We start from the raw sequence: 17966 nt of genomic DNA on the forward strand, positions 1-17966 counted from the left end.
CATGGGCCTTCTGGCCTGCGAGGACGTCTGCCCCAAGAACCTGCCCCTCCAGGACCAGCTGGGTTTTTTGCGGCGCAAGATGGGTATCACCGCCCTACGTCAAATCTTCAAAAAGAGGTGATCCATGAGAACCATTCAGGCCAACGATGTCGTCGACGCCGTGGCCAAGCTCTGCATCGACGCCAACAGGTATCTTCCCCAGGATGTCCGAGACTGCTTCGCCCGCTGCGAATCCCTTGAGGATTCCCCTGCTGCCAAGGAGATATTTCGCCAGCTCAAGGAGAACTATGAACTGGCCGAAAACAGCGGCCTGCCCCTTTGTCAGGACACTGGACTGGCCGTCTTCTTCGTCGAAATGGGCCAGGACGTCAGAATCGAGGGCATGACTCCCCGCGAGGCCATCGACGAAGGGGTCCGCAAGGGCTACGCTGAAGGATACCTCCGCAAATCGGCCTGCCACCCCCTGACCCGGGCCAACACCAAGGACAATACCCCGGCCGTCGTCCATCTGGACATCGTCCATGGCGACAAACTGAAGATCAGCATGATGGCCAAGGGCGGCGGATCCGAGAACATGTCCCGGGTGACCATGCTCTCCCCGGCCCAGGGATGGGAAGGAATCAGAAAATTCGTTTTGGAGAGGGTGGCCGAGGCCGGCCCCAACCCCTGCCCGCCCACTGTGGTGGGCATCGGCATCGGCGGCACCTTCGAGCGCTCGGCTCTCCTGGCCAAGCAAGCCATGCTCCGCAAGCTCGGCGATGTGAATCCCGATCCGGAACTGGACAAACTTGAGAAGGAACTCCTGGCAGACCTCTGCAATCTTGGCATCGGGCCCATGGGTCTTGGCGGCAAGACCACCTGCCTGGACGTCAAGATCAGGATGGAGCCCTGCCATATCGCCAGCCTGCCCCTGGCCGTGAACATCCAATGCCACTCCGCCCGGCACAAGGAGGTGGTGCTCTGATGGCCGAATACAAGCTCAGGACGCCCTTGACGGACAAGGACATGGAACAGCTTCGAGTCGGCGACGTGGTCAAGCTGACCGGGACCATCTACACGGCCCGCGACGCCGCCCACAAACGCCTGATCGACCTCTTGGACCAGGGAAAGGAACTTCCCTTCGATCTCCAGGGTTCGGTCATCTACTATGTCGGGCCCAGCCCGGCCCCTCCGGGGCGACCCATTGGAGCCGCTGGCCCGACCACCAGCTACCGCATGGACACCTACGCCCCCCGCCTCCACGGCCTGGGTCTCAAGGCCAGCGTGGGCAAGGGCAAACGCAACGATGCGGTCAAAACAGCCCTCAAGGAACATAAGGCCGTCTATTTCGGGGCCACCGGCGGGGCCGGGGCTCTTTTGTCCCAATGCATCAAGGCGGCCCAGGTCATCGCCTTCGACGACCTGGGTCCCGAGGCCATCCGGGAACTGACCGTCGAGGAATTCCCGCTTCTGGTCATCAACGACTGCCACGGAGGCGAGCTCTACGCCCAGCCCGACCTGGCCGCCGTCGGTCTTCGGTAACCAAACTCAACACGCAAGCATCGAGGTACACGCCATGGCACTCTTCACCCCTCAGGAAGCGCTCGAATACCATTCCAAGGGTCGACCCGGAAAAATCGAGGTCGTCCCCATCAAACCCTGCAAGACCCAGAAGCACCTGTCCATGGCCTACAGCCCGGGCGTGGCCGAGGCCTGCCGGGCCATCGCCGCCGACCCGAACCTCTCCTACACCTACACCGGACGACGCAACCTCGTAGCCGTGGTCTCCAACGGCACGGCCGTCCTGGGACTGGGCAACATCGGTCCACACGCCGGCAAGCCGGTCATGGAAGGCAAGGGCGTCCTCTTCAAGGTCTTTGCCGACGTGGACGTCTTCGACATCAACCTGGACGTCAAGGACCCGGACAAGCTCTGCGAAATCGTCAAGGCCATGGAGCCAACCTTCGGAGGCATCAACCTCGAGGACATCAAGGCTCCGGAATGCTTTTACATCGAGGAACGCCTCAAAAAAGAGATGGGCATCCCGGTTTTTCACGACGACCAGCACGGCACGGCCATCATCTCCGGGGCCGGTATCCTGAACGCCTTGGAGATCACCGGCAAACGCATCGAGGATCTCCGCCTCGTGGTCAGCGGGGCCGGGGCCGGGGCCATCGCCTGCACCAGGTTCTATGTTGCCCTTGGCTTCCAACCCGAGAATATCGCCATGTTCGACTCCCGTGGCCACATCCATGCCGGCCGGACCGACCTGAACGAACACAAAAAATTCTTCGCCACCAAAAAGCAATTTTCGTCCCTTGGCGAGGCCATGAAGGGCGCGGACTGCTTCCTGGGTCTGTCCGTGGCCAATGCCGTGACTCCGGACATGGTCAAGTCCATGAACAAGGAACCCATCATTTTCGCCTGCGCCAACCCCGACCCGGAAATCGGATACTTCGAGGCCAAGGACGCCCGGCCGGACGCCATCATGGGAACCGGGCGCTCCGACTACCCCAACCAGATCAACAACGTCCTGGGCTTTCCCTTCATCTTCCGAGGCGCTTTGGACGCCGAGGCCACGGACATCAACGAGGAGATGAAGGTCGCCGCCTCCCGGGCTCTGGCCGCTCTGGCCAAGGAGCCGGCTCCGGACTATGTTCTCGAGGCCTATGGGGTCAAAACCCTGACCTTCGGACCCGACTACATCATTCCCAAGCCCCTGGACCTGCGGCTGATCGAGTTCGAATCCGCGGCCGTGGCCGAGGCGGCCATGAAAACCGGAGTGGCCCGTCGGACTTTGGATTTGAACCAGTACCGGCTTGATTTGCGTCGGAGAATCACCGAGTCCCGCCAGCGCATCGCACAATACGTTGACACCTATCACCTCGATATCTGATGCCAAAATGATCAACCGTCATCGGGCCTTGGGGTCCGATGACGGTTTTTCAACAAAACTGACACAGCCCCTCCTTTACATCCTTCCTGCAAGTTCTTACCTCTTGCCATTCCCGTTCCGACCCCTCGGTCGACAATTCAACATGGAGGTTTCGTTCATGAAAAAATACTGTCTTTTATTTGTATTTTTGTTCAGCGTCTCGGCCCTACCCGTACCGGCCTTTTCCAAACTCCCCGACTTCACCGCTCTGACCGAAAATGTCGGCCCGGCAGTAGTCAATATAAGCACAGTCAAAATGGTCTCGACCCGTCAGCCCTTTCCTCGCTTTTTCGGTCCGGGTCAGAAGGAAGGCCCCTTCAGGGACTTCTTCGACCAATTCGAAGATTTTTTCAGTAACAGGGGCATGCAGCCCCGTAAGCAGAGATCCCTGGGGTCAGGTTTCATCATCTCAAAGGACGGATACATCGTGACCAACAACCACGTCGTGTCCGAGGCCGATGAGGTCATCGTCAACCTCCTCAAGTCCGACGGCAGCGAAGAACCCCTGACGGCTAAAGTCGTCGGCACCGACCCCGAGACGGATCTGGCCCTTTTGAAGGTTGAGGCCAAACGGGACCTGCCGGTCATCGACTTCGGCGATTCCGACGACATGAAGGTCGGTCAATGGGTTCTGGCCATTGGGAACCCCTTTGGACTCGACCATACCGTGACAGCCGGGATCATCAGCGCCAAGGGTCGCACCATCGGAGCCGGGCCTTACGACAATTTTCTGCAGACCGACGCATCCATCAACCCCGGCAACAGCGGCGGTCCTCTGGTGAACATGGACGGCGAGGTCATCGGCATCAACACGGCCATCATCGCCAGTGGGCAGGGCATCGGCTTCGCCATACCCAGTAACATGGCCAAGACGGTCATCAAGCAGATCCGGGATCACGGCAAGGTCAAGAGGGGCTGGCTTGGGGTCACCATCCAAAACGTGGACGAGAACACCGCCAAGGCCTTGGGACTCAAGGAAGCCCGCGGGGCACTGGTGGCCTCGGTGGCCGTCGGCGACCCGGCCGACAAGGCTGGGGTCAAGCCCGGCGACGTCATCACCCACGTCGATGGGACCCAGGTTGCCGACGCCAACGACCTGACCCAGAAGATCGGTCGTCTCCTGCCTGGAACCAAGGTCACCATCGAGGTCTGGCGTAAAGAAAAGCCCCAAAAACTCGACTTGGTCCTAGATGATCGGCAGGGCAAGGTTTCGGCCACCCAACTGGCCACAACGGAAAAACAAGGCCCAGCGATCATGGGTCTCACCGTCAGGCCCGTAACCGACGACGAGGCCAAGGCCTTGAATCTCGACTCAGGCCAGGGACTCCTGGTCGTGGAGGTCGATCCGACCTCGGCGGCCGCGGACAGTGGGGTCCAGGCCGGAGACGTCATCCTCGAAGCCAATCAAGAACCCGTGGCCAGCGCCGAAGACTTGCAGAAAGCCATGGCCGCGGCCGAGGAGAGCGGCGTGGTTCTGCTGTATCTGAAACGAAGTGGCCAAAACACCTTTGTAACCGTTCCCCTGGCCAAAAACGGCAACTGACCCTACGTCGAAACACCGGTCGGGCCCATCAGAGCCCGGCCGGTCCGAAAAATGTACACTCATCGAATCCTGGTCGCCGGTTGCAAAATCAACCTCTATCTGCGCATCACCGGCCGACGTCCCGACGGTTACCATGACCTCGACACTCTGTTCTATCCATTGGGAACTCCCAGCGACCGGATTGCAATCACCCCCCGCTCCGGTCCTTCAAATTTGACCATCTCCTGCAGCGACCCTCTTCTTCAAGGTCCGAACAACATCCTCAATCGAGTCTACTTTCTCTATCAAGCCAAGACCGGACGGGCACTGCCGAACCTCCACATCCGCCTGACCAAGGGCATCCCCACGGGAGCGGGTCTGGGCGGTGGCAGTTCCGATGCCGCAGCTCTGCTTCGATATCTGGACGGACCCGACCCTGTGGGGACAAACCTGCTCCAGTCCATGGCCCGTACCCTCGGCGCAGACGTGCCTTTCTTCCTGCAAGACCGGCCAGCCTGGGCCCAAGGCATTGGAGACCGACTTTCGCCGGTGGAATTCAGAATTCCGGCCAAGCATCTTCTTCTGATCTTTCCACCACTTTCGGTTTCCACGGCTTGGGCCTATCATGCATGGGACGCCCTCGATGTTGAGAAACCATGGAAATCACCCGAGTTGACAAGCACATTCCCTGAAGCTAAACAGTCCCCCTTCAGGAATGGGGTATATCTGTACAACGATTTTGAAAGAGTCGTCTTTCCGAGACATAAGGCTCTCCGACATCTGAAAATCAAGCTCCTGACCTGCGGAGCCCTCGGATGCCTCATGACTGGATCCGGATCCTGCCTGTTCGGCCTCTTCGAGGACCAACGAGGTTTGGATCGGGCTCGTAAATATTTGAACCGGCATTCTTTCCCGCACCACTCGCACGGAATCTGAGACTGGGGCGTCGCCAAGCTGGCAAGGCAACGGGTTTTGGTCCCGTCATTCGAGGGTTCGAATCCTTCCGCCCCAGCCAATCTCCACCAGCATGAGGTCCACAACCATGCCAGGACACGGCAATCTAAAAATCGTTTCCGGCAACGCCAACCCACAACTGGCCGAAGCCATCTGCGACCATCTTGGAGACCGGTTGACCCCGACCCTGGTCAGCCGATTCAGCGATGGCGAAATCCGTATTGAGGTCGGCGACAACGTCCGGGGCGACGATGTTTTCGTTGTCCAATCCACCTGTTCACCGGTCAACGACAACCTTATGGAACTCCTGCTCATGCTTGATGCCTTAAAACGGGCCAGCGCCGAAAGGGTCACGGCCGTGGTTCCCTATTACGGCTACGCCCGACAGGATAGAAAAGTCGGGCCGAGAGTGCCCATCAGCGCCAAGCTGGTAGCCGACTGCATGACGGTGGCCGGCGTTGACCGACTTCTGACCGTTGACCTCCACTCGGGACAGATCCAGGGTTTTTTCAACATCCCCGTGGACAATCTCTACGCCGCCCAGATCCTCCTCCAGTATATGCGGGAACTGGGAACCGAGCTGGTCGTCGTATCCCCAGATGCCGGGGGGACGGAGCGTGCCAGGGCGTACGCCAAACGCCTTGGAGCCGGTCTGGCCATCGTTGACAAACGCCGCAATGAACCGAATAAGGCCCAGGCTATGCGGGTCATCGGAGATGTCGAGGGTAAAGTGGCCATCGTTCTTGATGATATGATCGATACCGCCGGAACCATGTGCGAAGCGGGCAAACTCATCGCTGAAAACGGAGCGAAGAAAGTGGTCGCCTGCGCCACCCATCCGATCCTTTCCGGCCAGGCCATTGAACGACTTGAGGCCTCGGACTTTTCGGAAGTCATCGTCACCGACACCATTCCGCTGAAAGAGCAGGCCCGCAGGTCCGAAAAATTCAAGGTCATCAGCGTCGGAGGCCTGATTGCCAAGGCCATTCACAATATTCACTCGGAATCGTCGGTCAGCGTGCTCTTCAACTGAGACCGACCCCTTCGGAATCCACGTCACAAGGAGATACACCCCATGTCCAACGAACTGCAGCTTACGGCTGAAACCCGTGCCGAAAAGGGCAAGGGTCCGAATCGACGGCTCAAGGCCCAAGGTTTCGTACCCGGCGTCTATTACAACGCCCACGGAGAGAACATCCTGGTCAAAATGTCGGCTATCAACTTTACCAAAGTCCTGACCAAGGCCGGTTACAACAAGGTCGTCACCCTGCTCATCGACCGTGACGGTGCCGTCGAGACCAAGCCTTGCCTGATTTGGGACGTCAAGAGCCATCCCTTCAAGCCCCGCTACGAACATGTCGATTTTCTCGGCATAGATCCAGACCGCGAAGTCACTCTGACCGTTCCCGTCGTGACCACCGGCAAGGCCAAGGGCGTCGTCAAGGGCGGGATGCTCGAATGGTATCGGAACACAGTGGACATCGTCTGCCTGCCCAAGGACATCCCCGACAACATCACCATCGACATTACACTGCTCGATGGAGGAGAAAAGATCTGCGTTAGGGATCTGCCCATGCCCGCCGGGGTCCAGGTGATCTTCGACGACAATTTCGCCGTGCTGACCATCAAGGCGAAAGGCAAGGCTTCGGACGAGGATGGAGATCAAACGGCCGAGTGAAAACAGCTCCGTGCCGCTCCAAACGATCGATTTATTCCCGGTGAGGGGGCCCGCCACGGGCCCCCTCACTTCATAGTCTCCATCTAATCCGACGCCCCCCATTTTCACCATGACAGTCCCATGTCAGTGACCGGTCTTATCTTCGGGCTCGGCAACCCGGGGCAACGCTATGAACGAACCCGCCACAACCTGGGATTCATGCTAGCCGACCGGATAGTTTCTGAGGCTCCTGATGCCTCGGTCAAGTCTCGCGGAGAACTCCACCACATCTGGTGTGTCAACGAATCCGTGACCGGAAAATCGTGGCTGGTCGTCAAGCCTCAGACCTACATGAATCTGAGCGGGGAATCCGTAGCCAGAGTTCTCCGTCGCCACCCTGTGCCTCTTGATCGAGTCCTCATCTTGCATGACGAACTCGACCTCCCCTGGGGAAGATTCCGATTCAAGGCGGGAGGTGGAACAGCCGGCCACAATGGCCTCAAATCCATTGCCCACTACCTCGGATCCCGGGATTTTCTCCGACTGAGGATGGGCATAGATCGGCCACCTCCCCGATGGGAAGTAACCAACTATGTTTTATCAAAAATTCCCCCGGACGAGGAGGCATCCTTGTCCTCCTTTCTGGACTTGGCGGCTAGGGCCGTCCACCATTTTTGTCGACATGGTCTCGATTCGGCCATGCAAGAATTTCATCCTCTGACTTGAGTCGTTTTTCCCGGCTGCGAAATAAAAACTTCCCTCACTGAACCATGGACTATCCAGCGTGAATGGTGTAAAGAATGTCTGAGTGTCTCATAAGTTTCTTCCCCTTCCGTTTGGAGGTATGAGTGTTTTCCGTAGGTGACTTGGTGGTGTATCCGGCGCAGGGTGTCGGCAAGGTCGAAAATGTCGAGGTCCAGGAAATTGCCGGGACCAGTGCCGAAATGTACATCGTCAAAATCCTCAGCAACAACGTCAAGTTGCTGGTACCCGTATCCAACGTCAAAAACGTTGGCCTGCGGGCCGTGTATTCGGCCAAAAAAGCCAAAACCATCCTTGAATATATCAAGGATCGCTCGGATTTTACCGGATACTCCGGACAAAATTGGAACCGCCGCTACCGCGAATACTCTGAAAAGCTCAAGAGCAGCGATCTCAAGGATGTCGCCTACGTCCTCAAAGAACTTATCCTCATCGGCAAGGACAAGGATCTTTCCTTCGGTGAAAGGCGTCTCCTCGAACAGGCCATGAACCTCATCTCCATGGAAATTTCTTTCGCCCTCAAGAAGGAGCAAAAGGTCATCAAGGAAGAGATCGAGGCCATGTTCGCCGACATTCTCAAAGCCAAAAAAGAGCCGATAGATGACGAAGAGGAAGAGGACCAAGGGTCCGAGGCCTCCTGAGATTTTTCAACACCGTCTTGGCAAGTATCGGCCCTCGTACCCTTCCGGGTCGATCTATGTCCCTTGAAATCGACACGAGTCGTCTCGTCCGCATTGGCTGTTTTCTCGCCTCCTGGGGACGCATTGACCATTATTGAATCCGTTGATACTGAAATCTCGTTTCATGCGATGATTTCAAGCCTTAATCTTTAACCTGTACCACGACTGCACTCTCTTCATAGAATCGTATCCGAACCGAAAAATTACTTCTGCTAGATGAAACCGGATATTTTCATATCCGTTTTTACTGTGTTTCGAATAATCAATGTACATTGTTAAATGCTTCACACTTTTTGTTGATCGAGGTCCTGCATGAATTTGTCTGAGTTAAAACAGAAGTCGATGGCCGAGCTTATGGAGCTTGCCGGCCAATACAAAATCGAAAACCCAAGCGGGCTGAGAAAACAAGAACTCATTTTTGCCCTCTTGCAGGCTTGCTCATCGCAAAACGGGGCCATCACCGGGGAAGGCGTCTTGGAAACTCTGCCCGACGGGTTCGGCTTTCTCCGTTCTCCCATGTACAGTTACATGCCCGGTCCGGACGACATCTACGTATCCCCCTCGCAAATCCGGCGCTTCGGCCTCCGAACGGGCGAGGTTATCTCCGGACAAATCCGCCCGCCCAAGGAGGGCGAACGCTATTTTGCCCTGCTTCGGGTAAAGGAGATCGGCTTCGAACCCCCGGAAAAAACAAAAAACATCGTCCTATTCGACAACCTGACGCCTATCTATCCCAACGAAAGATACAAAATGGAGAACGGGTCGGACAATTTGTCGGCTCGGATCATCGACCTTCTCACGCCCATCGGTAAAGGGCAGCGAGCGGTCATCGTCGCCCCGCCCAGGACCGGAAAAACTATGCTCCTCCAGACCCTGGCCAACTCCATCAACGCCAACCATCCCGAAGCCTTCCTCATTGTCCTGCTCATTGACGAACGCCCGGAGGAGGTCACCGACATGGAGCGGACCGTCCGTAATGCTGAGGTCATCAGCTCCACCTTCGATGAACCGCCTCAGCGTCATGTACAGGTGGCTGAAATGGTCATCGACAAGGCCAAGCGGCTGGTCGAACGCAAGCGAGACGTAGTCATTCTTCTGGACAGCATCACCCGTCTGGGCCGGGCATACAACGCAGTCAGCCCCTCTTCGGGTCGAGTTCTGTCCGGAGGCCTTGACGCTAACGCTCTCCAACGCCCGAAGCGATTCTTCGGAGCAGCCCGGAACATCGAAGAGGGCGGCAGTCTGACCATTGTTGCCACTGCACTAATCGACACAGGCTCCCGAATGGACGAGGTCATCTACGAGGAGTTCAAGGGCACCGGAAACTGCGACATCTACCTTGACCGACACTTGGCCGACAAACGAACCTTTCCGGCCATCGACATCAACCGATCCGGCACCCGCAAGGAAGAATTACTGCTCGACCCGGACATCCTGAACCGAGTTTGGATTCTGCGCAAAGTTCTGTCGCCAATGAACCCCATGGACGGTATGGAATTTCTTTTGGACAAGATGCGGGGAACCAAGAACAACACCCAGTTCCTGGATATCATGAACCGTTGAGCATGAAAGTCCCTGCCACGATCTGCCCGGCGGACAATAATTTCCGGGCATGGCTCGACCTGCTGAACCTTAAGCCATCACATGCCCTGCTGGAGGCCATGGCTTCTTTTTTACGGGCCTATCTTGAATCCCAGAAACGCAACCGATACATACTAGGCGTCTCCGGCGGCATCGACTCAGGATTCCTCGCCGCCCTTCTTCATCGCCACGACATTCCGTTTACAGCCTTCTCTATTCCCATAGCCACCAACCGCCCGGACGAACGGACAAGGGCCGAGGCCATCTGTCGGGCTTATGCTCCGGCCTCTTCCTGGACTTCAGCCCAGGACCTGACCGATCTCTATTACCTGATCTCGACCCGTCTGTGGACGATCTTCAACCGAAGCACGCCTGCCGCTGAGGGCAACATCAAGGCCCGGATACGAATGACGTTTCTGTATCACGCCGCTCAACTTCTCGAAGGATGCGTGCTGTCAACGGACCAGCTCGACGAACTTCTGACCGGGTTCTGGACCCTGCACGGCGATGTCGGAGATGTCAGCCCGCTGCAGCTCATCCCCAAATCCGTCGAGTACGAGCTGGCCGAGATACTCTGCCTCAAGCTTGATAATCCGGCCCCGCTCCGCGCGGCCATCAAGGCCGTGCCGACGGACGGTCTGGGTATTTCAACCTCGGATCTCGACCAGATGGGTGCTCCTTCGTTCACGGCCCTGGAAGACCTTTTTCATTCCTACTTTACCCTCCGGCTCAAAGCTGAAGAGACGCCCCTCACCAATAATGAACGCTCGCACCTCGACGCATTGGAAGAAGAGATCCCCATCAAGCGCTTCAAGGCCACAGGTTTCAAGCGCTCCGGAGCGATCATTTTCGACCCCTTGACGGCCCTCCCCTAACCAAAGCCCGAAGTTCCTTGCCAGGTCTCACACCCTGGGATATCTTTGATACAAGAATCGTCGCTATAACCCCAACGCCGACGAAAATCCAAAGCTCGATATGCAGCGCATCCTTTGCATTCCATCCGTACTGATCCTGGCGATTTCTCTCATCCTTCCCGCACGGATCGAGGCCTCGCTTCTCGGGGAATTCACCATTCGGGACGAGGCCAAGCTTGGCGAACAGTTGGCCTTGGTCATGGCCATGAACTTCGATATGATCGACGATCCGGTGATCACGGGATACATTCTCGATCTCGGCCGACGCATCGCCGAGGGAATCCCTCCCCAGCCCTTCCCTTTCCGCCTAAACGTAGTCAACAACAATGCTATGAATGCCTTTGCCACTGCGGCCGGCTACGTCTACATCTTCTCAGGCCTCATCTTGAATGTGGAGGCCGAATCCGAACTAGCCGGGGTCATGGCCCACGAGTTCGCACACGTTACCGAACGGCACATTGCCAGAAGCATCGAGCAGTCCAAACTCATCGGACTGGGAACCTTGGCCGGAATGCTGGCCGGAATCTTTCTGGGAACCCAGGGAGACGGCCAAGCCGGTTCTGCAGTTCTGCTCGGCTCTCTAGCCGGCTCCAAAAGCGCGGCTCTCAAATACTCTCGGGAACATGAGCGGGAAGCCGACCACGTCGGTTTCAACTACCTGACCGGCGCTGGATTCGATCCCCGGGGGCTTCCCGAGGCCTTCAAGAAAATCCGCCGCCTAGCTTGGCTCGGGGGAAGCAGTATCCCCTCCTACCTGAGCACCCATCCCGGCGTGGATGAACGGATCGGCTACCTGGAGCAGCGCATCGACCGCCTCCCTGGCGATCAGCACGGAATTGCGGACGACAATACACGATTGTATCTTGTCCAGGCCCTGCTTCGGGCCCGTTACTCCAACCCCCAAAACGCCTTGGCTTTTTTCGACCAGTCTGCACCGACATGCTTCAACCTCCTTGGTCGGGCCATGACCCTTTCGCGCCTCAACCGTATTACCGATTCCGAGGAGGCCTTTCAAAGGGCATTGGCCTGCTCGGATCTGGACTCCAGGGTCCTGTCGAGGGAATATGGACGGTTTCACTACGAATACGGGGATTCCGGGTTGGCGGCCAGACATCTGCTCAAGGCCGTGTCCCTCGATCCATCCGACACCATGGCCCTATTTTTCTACGCTCGAATCCTGGCTGAACGAGGCCAGAGAGCCGAAGCAGTCGAATATCTTCAGAGAATCCTTCGGGGCAATCCTCACCACAAGGATGCTCACAGACATCTCGCGCTCATCTATGGTCAGGATAAAAACACCTTCCGGGCCTATCTTCACCTAACCCACGCCGACATGCTCGACCTTCGAGACAATCTGGTCCGTAAACGTCTTCGGGAAATGAAAAACATGGAGCTAACGGATGAGGAACGGCTGGATCTGGAGAAGCTTGAAAACCTCTACCAGGAGCGCCAGAAAATTCTGGCCGGAAAGAATTAGATACTGACGGAAAAGACAAAAAATTTCGCAAGACACGAAAATCTTTTCATTCGGCAAGAACCTGCTCGATCAAGGCATTTTTTTCCTCCTCGGGCAGGTACGGCTTCATGGTGATGTCCAAAATCTTGGCCTCGCGGGCCCGTTTTCGGTTTACAGCCTTCATGATCAAGGCCATAAGTTCCTGATGGGGACATGGCTTCATCAGATACTCGAAGGCCCCCCTCTTTATGGCATCCACGGCCGAATCGACCGTGGCGTGACCGGTCAGCATTATGATCTCGACCAACGGGTCGATCTCCTTGATTTTCTTTAAGGTTTCGAGACCGTCCATGCCCGGCATGGCCAGATCGAGAACCACGACATCAATCCCTGACTTGGCGGAAAACAACGACAAGGCCTCCGATCCTTTCCCGGCCCAGGCCACCTCGAAGCCCTTGGAGGCTAGACGCTTGGCCAAGACTTCGACAAATGCCCGCTCGTCGTCGACAAGAAGGACTCCGACCGTCCGATTCATCCGTCGTGTCCCTATCTTCGAAAAAACCTTCCGAGCAGGCCCGCTTTCCTGGAGCGCACCAAGGTGGTCTCCTCAAGCTTTGGAGCCGGACCGCAGACGGTCGTCTCTTGGGGTTCTTCTTTCCCGTTTTTGTCCATTTCAACCCTAACCAAAATCACGGAAATATTGTCGGGCCCTCCGGCTTCGTTGGCCTCACGAACCAGAAGCTGGGCTTTGAGCGGCAGGTCTGCGTTGCGCTGTAGGACTCCCAGCATCCGCTCGTCGGCAACAGCGCCATGCAACCCGTCGGAACACAGCAAAAAAATGTCATTGTCCTGGAGCGCTTCGATCTCGAACAGGTCGGCTTGCACCAAATCTTCAACGCCCAGTGCCCGAGAAAGAACGTTGCGCATGCCGCAGGTCTGCACCTCGTCCTCGGTCAACTGACCTGTGCGCACCATCTCCTGAACCAGAGAGTGGTCCCGGCTGATCTGGCGCAATTGGCCTCCCCGTTCAAGATAGCACCGACTGTCGCCGATATTGATCACCAAGGCACGGCCGCCTTCAAAGATGACCAGACCGACCAGGGTGGTGCCCATGCCCTGAAGGTGCTCGTCGGATCGGGAACGGTCCAGGATCTTCGAATTGGCCGTATCCACGGCCCAACGAAGAGACTCCTCCGGTGTTCCTTGTCCAAGGCCGGCGAAAAAATCATCCGGAACCGATGCGGTGGCCATGGAGCTTGCCGTCCGACCTCCCTGAGCACCGCCCATGCCGTCGGCAACCAGAAAAAAAAGGGGAAAGCCTGCGCCTTCCTCCGAAAGAAAAATGGCGTCCTGATTCTCGCTGCGAACCATCCCCTGATCGGTCAATCCGAAATAATGGATATGCATAGCTCTGCTCGGGATTTGAAATCAAAAAAGCACATCAGGGCATGGGCAGAGCGATGAGCGTAGCCAATTGATCGAAAAGATCGCTCAAAGCGTTGAACAATTCCTGACCGAGCAGTACGGCGGCCATGGCTACGCCAACGACTCCAATGGTCAGGAGATACTCCACTGTGGTCTGGCCGGACTCATTCGCGACCCATTGTCGCATCGCCTGCGAACGACAATCGTCATCCAACGCTCCTGGGTCCTTTGGTATGCGGTGTACTTTCAATAAAAAACGCAGACCGAAACCATCGGAGATTTTCCTCAAAATTTTTAGCATGCCGGGGACTCCATCATCATGAGATCTGCCCAATCAAAATCGCGTGCGCCCGCGGATTTCAAAATTTGAACTAAACGAATCAGCCGGGAAGAGCAACCCCATGGTGTCGACTTGGGTCAACAGCTCAATCCTGCACGATCCTCTTGACACATATTTCCTCACAGTGCCATTATATTTGAAAATGTTTGGAGTTGAGTCGTCGGTATCATCAATTGGGCCATCAAGGAGGACCGAAAAATGGGCGTGCTCGAAAAATTGTGGAAGGACGAACGCGGTCAGGGAACCACTGAGTACATGCTGATCATCGGGGTCATCGTGCTGGCGATCCTGTTCGCGGCCTACAAATTCATTCCCATCTTCCAGGAAGGGGTCATATCCCTGGCCAACAGAGTCAAGGACGTCCTGAGCGCAGGCAAGGAAGGACACAGCAATTTGTAAAGGTTGCCTATCATTCCCGTTGAATTCATGTCCGGCATGACGATCCAGCATGGCCTACTGGCCCTCACGTTGGCCGTGAGCGTCTACACCGACATCAGATACGGCAAGGTTTTCAACGTAATCGTCCTGCCGGGTATGCTTTTCGGATTGGTATCAGGGATGGTTGTTGGAGGATGGCCGGACCTTTGGGCGAGTTGTCTGGGACTTTTGGTCGGCGGAGGACTTTTGTTCCTACCATTTCTTTTCGGCATCATGGGTGGCGGCGACGTCAAGCTCGCCGCCGCCATCGGATCCTTGGGCGGCATGTTGTTCGTCCTAGAAACCGTTGCCTACGCCTTTGTCCTAGGCGCCGGGGTAGCCTTGGCCATCAGATTTTTTCAAGGCCGTCTGGGCGATCTTTTCAAGGAATGTTGGCATATCCTGTTCGGCTTTATTTTGAATCTCCCCGGCCCGATCCACAAAACCAACCATCTCGGACCCGCTCACTCCGGAGTCCCTTTCGCGGTTTGCTTGGCTGGCGGAGCCCTGGGGGCCAAATGGCTCGGGTTCTTCAATCTTCTGGTGGCCAGATGACCATGCCGTTGCCAAAGACAATCCTTTTTCGCAACCATAATTTCAAACGGAATCAAACTGGCCAATCGACCGTGGAGTTCATGCTGATGATCGTCATTCTCATGGTCGTCATGCTTTCCTTTCTCAGTTTCACCTTTCTCGGGGCCCAGGCCTTTCTGACCCGCTACGTCTCCCATGTGGGAGCCCGGGCCTACCTAGCCTACTCCAACGGATTCGGTGACGGATGGAAGGATGCCGTCAAAATCTCATCCAAACTCATAATCAACCGCTCCGGAGATACCAAAATCGAAACTGTTGGAGACGGAGTACGCATAAAGGTCCGGGTCCGGGAACTTTTCCCCACTCTGGGCATCTACGGCCAAGGCGGTGAAATGGAGCTGGAGGCCACGACCAGACTGGGCGAGGAACCTGAGATGGAGGGCGACAATGTGCTCTGAAGGTTTGGGTATAGACGGCCCGGCCATCTTAGCCCCAAAGCCAAGACGATTTCTGCCCGGTCAAAGCGGTCAGACCACGGTCTTTCTGGCCTTGTCCATGATGGTTTTCATCTGCTTTCTGGCCTTCATGGTCGATGTCGGCCAACTGGTCCACGACAAGATCCTGACCCAGAACGCAGCCGACATGATCGCCCTGTCCGGGGCCAACGTCCAGGCCGCCGGCATGAACGAGCTGGCCGACCTGAACTGGGAATACTATTGGCTACAGCAGGATCTTCGTCGGTGGCTTCTGGTTCTCTACAACAACCCCGGAAGTATCCGCCAACAAATAATGACCTTCAAAAAATTCATGTTCATCGTCCGGGGGATGATGGAAGTGAGCAATGTCGCCTATCAAGTGGCTTCCATGGGAGCGGCCTACAAGGCATGGGGTTGGTACGACGACCAATACGGAGGATTCGATCCGCCCATCGTCCTTCCCTGGCCCTTGCAGGGTCTGACCGAACTGGGAGAAACGAGCCAGGTCATCCTGATCAGCTCCTATGTTCAAACCGTGCCCCTGCCGGTGGCTTTGCCTTGCTTCATACCAATTCCCTTCCGGCCTTTTCCTCTTGTGCCTACGATCGCCAAAGGAGTACCGGTCGCCTATGTTGACGTCCTGCAATCCAATGAGACGTACATGCGCAAGGCCGACAACGCCGAGACAACCTCCTTCGTGGTTCTCCTCTCCCGGGAAAGCCGGCCGGTGTTCGTCAACCTGCCCTCTCTGGGCTTCGATGTGGAAATCCCCAGAATTTTTGCCGCTTCTGCCCTCATTCCCACCGGAGGGAGCATCGAGGACGGCGACCCCAGCTACTTCGCCCGGTTCGTTCCATTAGAGGAATTGGACCATATTCCCTTTCTTGGCTACGTAGGATTCAAACATTGACCGCGAGGGAAGGCATGCTTTTTGGGAAACTCTGTGGTTTAGCAAGTCGACCATCACAGGTCGAAAAATCCTGTGCCGGACAGGCCGCGGTGGAAACCATTTTTGCCCTCGTCGTCCTGGTCTTGCTCATCCTGATGACCGCGCAGCTGTTCATGCTGGGCGACAAGACCATGGTCACCCTGAACGAAGCCTTTCGAAAAACCTTGCGGGAGGCTCACGATTTGGATGGATCACCGGAATTCCGACTGGTGGAGGTCACCGAACGGGCCAGCGTGGAAACCTTGCCGGGCCTGCAATGGACCCTCGGGCACCTGGGTTCGTCCGAGGTTCCGGCCAGCTTCGACCTCCAGCGTTCCATGGCAGTCTACGCCGGAAGCTTCCAAGGCCGGGGTGAAAGTGCATACGCTTTTGCATTTCGATACATTCTCTGGTCAAAAGGCATGCAAGGTCGGCGGCCGATGTCGGTCTTAAAAACATTGGTGCGGTAACCACAACCCGCTCATTTTTTTCAACCTAAGGGGGGCAAGAATATCGTGGCCAGAAACATTTTTTCCGGCAAGATGGGCATCCTCATCCCGGCGGCCTTGGCCCTGCTGGCAATGCTTTTGACCTATCAATACATCCACCAGAAGGAGCGGGACCTCGGTTTTCTGGCCGAGCCCATCCCGGTGCTGATGGTCAACCAGAACGTCCCCCGTCTGACCAGGCTCGACCAGACCATGCTCGCCGTCGAACAGATTCCCCGGCGCTTCGTCCAGCCCGGGGCCTTGACCGACATGGCCGACGCCGTGGATCAGGTGACCATAGTCCCCATGCTCCAAGGCGAACAGGTCCTCGGCACCAAACTCGTGGCCTATGGAGCGGAAACGGGACTGGCCGTGAAAATTCCCAAAGGACTGCGAGCCGTGACCCTGGCCCTGACCGAACAGGGTGCCGTGGCCGGCTTGATCAAACCCGGCGATTTCGTAGACATCATTGGAACCTTTGAATTCGGCGACTTCAACAAGAGCGACCAGCGCACCTACACGCTTCTGCAGAGTGTCCTCGTCCTGGCCGTGGACCAAAATATGGGTATCGAATCCGAAGCAGCCAGGGCCGTGGCTCAATCCGCGGGCAACGACAGGGATCGCCAGGCCCTTGCCAAGCGGGCCATGGCCATGGCCGGCAAACAGGACCGCCCCAACGTCACTTTGGGCCTCCTGCCCGATCAAATCCAAAAGGTCGTCCTGGCCCAGGAGACGGGCACCATTGCCCTGTCACTGCGCTCCATGTTCGAGGACCGTTCCACGATCAAGGTCCAACCCACGGACATGAAGGAACTCTTGGGCATACAGGAACAGGTCAGTGTCTCCCCCCTGCGGTGGCGTGAGTATCGCGGCGGTCGGGAAGGCTTTGGAATAATGTCGGAATGAGTCGAACCGAAT

General features: G+C 56.8%; 21 protein-coding genes and 1 tRNA gene. 20 read left to right on the top strand and 2 right to left on the bottom strand.

From position 1 onward, the window contains the following. From frdB to EOM25_07325, 14 genes are all read left to right on the top strand, one after another. The coding region (gene frdB / locus EOM25_07260; GenBank protein ID NCC24983.1) for a fumarate reductase iron-sulfur subunit at positions 1-121 on the top strand (121 nt) is incomplete at its 5' end. Positions 122-124: 3 nt separating this feature from the next. Next, positions 125-964 (top strand): fumarate hydratase, encoded by an 840-nt coding sequence (locus EOM25_07265; protein ID NCC24984.1) that lies wholly within the window; start codon positions 125-127, stop codon positions 962-964. Next, entirely contained in the window at positions 964-1521 is a 558-nt protein-coding gene (locus tag EOM25_07270; protein NCC24985.1) for a Fe-S-containing hydro-lyase, read from the top strand. Before EOM25_07265 ends, EOM25_07270 begins: the two co-directional genes overlap by 1 nt. Positions 1522-1555: 34 nt before the next feature. Next, positions 1556-2875, top strand: a complete 1320-nt coding sequence (locus tag EOM25_07275) for a malate dehydrogenase (GenBank protein NCC24986.1) — start codon at positions 1556-1558, stop codon at positions 2873-2875. Positions 2876-3017: 142 nt separating this feature from the next. Continuing rightward, positions 3018-4457 carry a DegQ family serine endoprotease gene (locus EOM25_07280; GenBank protein NCC24987.1) on the top strand — a complete coding sequence of 480 codons (1440 nt, stop codon included), beginning with the start codon at positions 3018-3020 and terminating at the stop codon, positions 4455-4457. Positions 4458-4508: 51 nt separating this feature from the next. Next, positions 4509-5372, top strand: coding sequence for a 4-(cytidine 5'-diphospho)-2-C-methyl-D-erythritol kinase (gene ispE, locus EOM25_07285; protein ID NCC24988.1), 864 nt, complete (start codon positions 4509-4511; stop codon positions 5370-5372). A gap of 3 nt (positions 5373-5375) precedes the next feature. Beyond that, positions 5376-5451 (top strand) — tRNA-Gln (locus EOM25_07290). Positions 5452-5478: 27 nt separating this feature from the next. Further along, entirely contained in the window at positions 5479-6423 is a 945-nt protein-coding gene (locus tag EOM25_07295; protein NCC24989.1) for a ribose-phosphate pyrophosphokinase, read from the top strand. A gap of 42 nt (positions 6424-6465) precedes the next feature. Beyond that, positions 6466-7068 carry a 50S ribosomal protein L25 gene (locus EOM25_07300; GenBank protein ID NCC24990.1) on the top strand — a complete coding sequence of 201 codons (603 nt, stop codon included), beginning with the start codon at positions 6466-6468 and terminating at the stop codon, positions 7066-7068. 120 nt (positions 7069-7188) lie between these two features. Further along, positions 7189-7773, top strand: a complete 585-nt coding sequence (locus EOM25_07305) for an aminoacyl-tRNA hydrolase (protein NCC24991.1) — start codon at positions 7189-7191, stop codon at positions 7771-7773. 122 nt (positions 7774-7895) lie between these two features. Continuing rightward, positions 7896-8450 (top strand): CarD family transcriptional regulator, encoded by a 555-nt coding sequence (locus tag EOM25_07310; GenBank protein NCC24992.1) that lies wholly within the window; start codon positions 7896-7898, stop codon positions 8448-8450. A 351-nt stretch (positions 8451-8801) separates the two neighbouring features. Then, a complete protein-coding gene (gene rho / locus EOM25_07315) occupies positions 8802-10052 on the top strand; it encodes a transcription termination factor Rho (GenBank protein ID NCC24993.1) in 1251 nt (416 codons plus the stop codon). A gap of 2 nt (positions 10053-10054) precedes the next feature. Then, complete coding sequence (gene nadE / locus EOM25_07320) at positions 10055-10945, top strand: NAD(+) synthase (GenBank protein NCC24994.1); 891 nt, start codon at positions 10055-10057, stop codon at positions 10943-10945. Between the two features lie 100 nt (positions 10946-11045). Further along, positions 11046-12461 carry a peptidase M48 Ste24p gene (locus tag EOM25_07325; GenBank protein NCC24995.1) on the top strand — a complete coding sequence of 472 codons (1416 nt, stop codon included), beginning with the start codon at positions 11046-11048 and terminating at the stop codon, positions 12459-12461. 46 nt (positions 12462-12507) lie between these two features. Here the strand turns inward: EOM25_07325 and EOM25_07330 are convergent, their stop codons facing one another. Together EOM25_07330 and EOM25_07335 are read right to left on the bottom strand one after the other, a co-directional pair. Further along, positions 12508-12975, bottom strand: a complete 468-nt coding sequence (locus EOM25_07330; GenBank protein NCC24996.1) for a response regulator — start codon at positions 12973-12975, stop codon at positions 12508-12510. Positions 12976-12986: 11 nt separating this feature from the next. Beyond that, complete coding sequence (locus EOM25_07335; GenBank protein NCC24997.1) at positions 12987-13847, bottom strand: Stp1/IreP family PP2C-type Ser/Thr phosphatase; 861 nt, start codon at positions 13845-13847, stop codon at positions 12987-12989. A gap of 556 nt (positions 13848-14403) precedes the next feature. Between EOM25_07335 and EOM25_07340 the strand changes: the two genes are divergently transcribed. The 6 genes from EOM25_07340 (at position 14404) to cpaB (ending at position 17954) form a co-directional block, all read left to right on the top strand. Beyond that, positions 14404-14604, top strand: a complete 201-nt coding sequence (locus EOM25_07340; GenBank protein NCC24998.1) for a class III signal peptide-containing protein — start codon at positions 14404-14406, stop codon at positions 14602-14604. A gap of 27 nt (positions 14605-14631) precedes the next feature. Then, the gene (locus tag EOM25_07345) at positions 14632-15177 is read left to right on the top strand and encodes a prepilin peptidase (GenBank protein NCC24999.1); all 546 of its coding nucleotides are present in this window, start codon (positions 14632-14634) and stop codon (positions 15175-15177) included. A gap of 86 nt (positions 15178-15263) precedes the next feature. Next, on the top strand, positions 15264-15614 hold the full coding sequence (locus EOM25_07350; protein NCC25000.1) for a hypothetical protein: 351 nt from the start codon (positions 15264-15266) through the stop codon (positions 15612-15614). Continuing rightward, on the top strand, positions 15604-16542 hold the full coding sequence (locus tag EOM25_07355) for a hypothetical protein (GenBank protein NCC25001.1): 939 nt from the start codon (positions 15604-15606) through the stop codon (positions 16540-16542). The genes EOM25_07350 and EOM25_07355 overlap by 11 nt, the downstream gene beginning before the upstream one ends. 89 nt (positions 16543-16631) lie before the next feature. Continuing rightward, positions 16632-17030: a hypothetical protein gene (locus tag EOM25_07360; protein ID NCC25002.1), complete on the top strand. Its 399-nt coding sequence runs from the start codon at positions 16632-16634 to the stop codon at positions 17028-17030. 45 nt (positions 17031-17075) lie between these two features. Next, positions 17076-17954 (top strand): Flp pilus assembly protein CpaB, encoded by an 879-nt coding sequence (gene cpaB / locus EOM25_07365; GenBank protein NCC25003.1) that lies wholly within the window; start codon positions 17076-17078, stop codon positions 17952-17954. Positions 17955-17966 lie beyond the last annotated feature (12 nt).

The sequence above is a fragment of the Deltaproteobacteria bacterium genome (genome assembly GCA_009929795.1).
In the GTDB taxonomy this organism is placed as follows: Bacteria; Desulfobacterota; Desulfovibrionia; order Desulfovibrionales; family Desulfomicrobiaceae; genus RZZR01.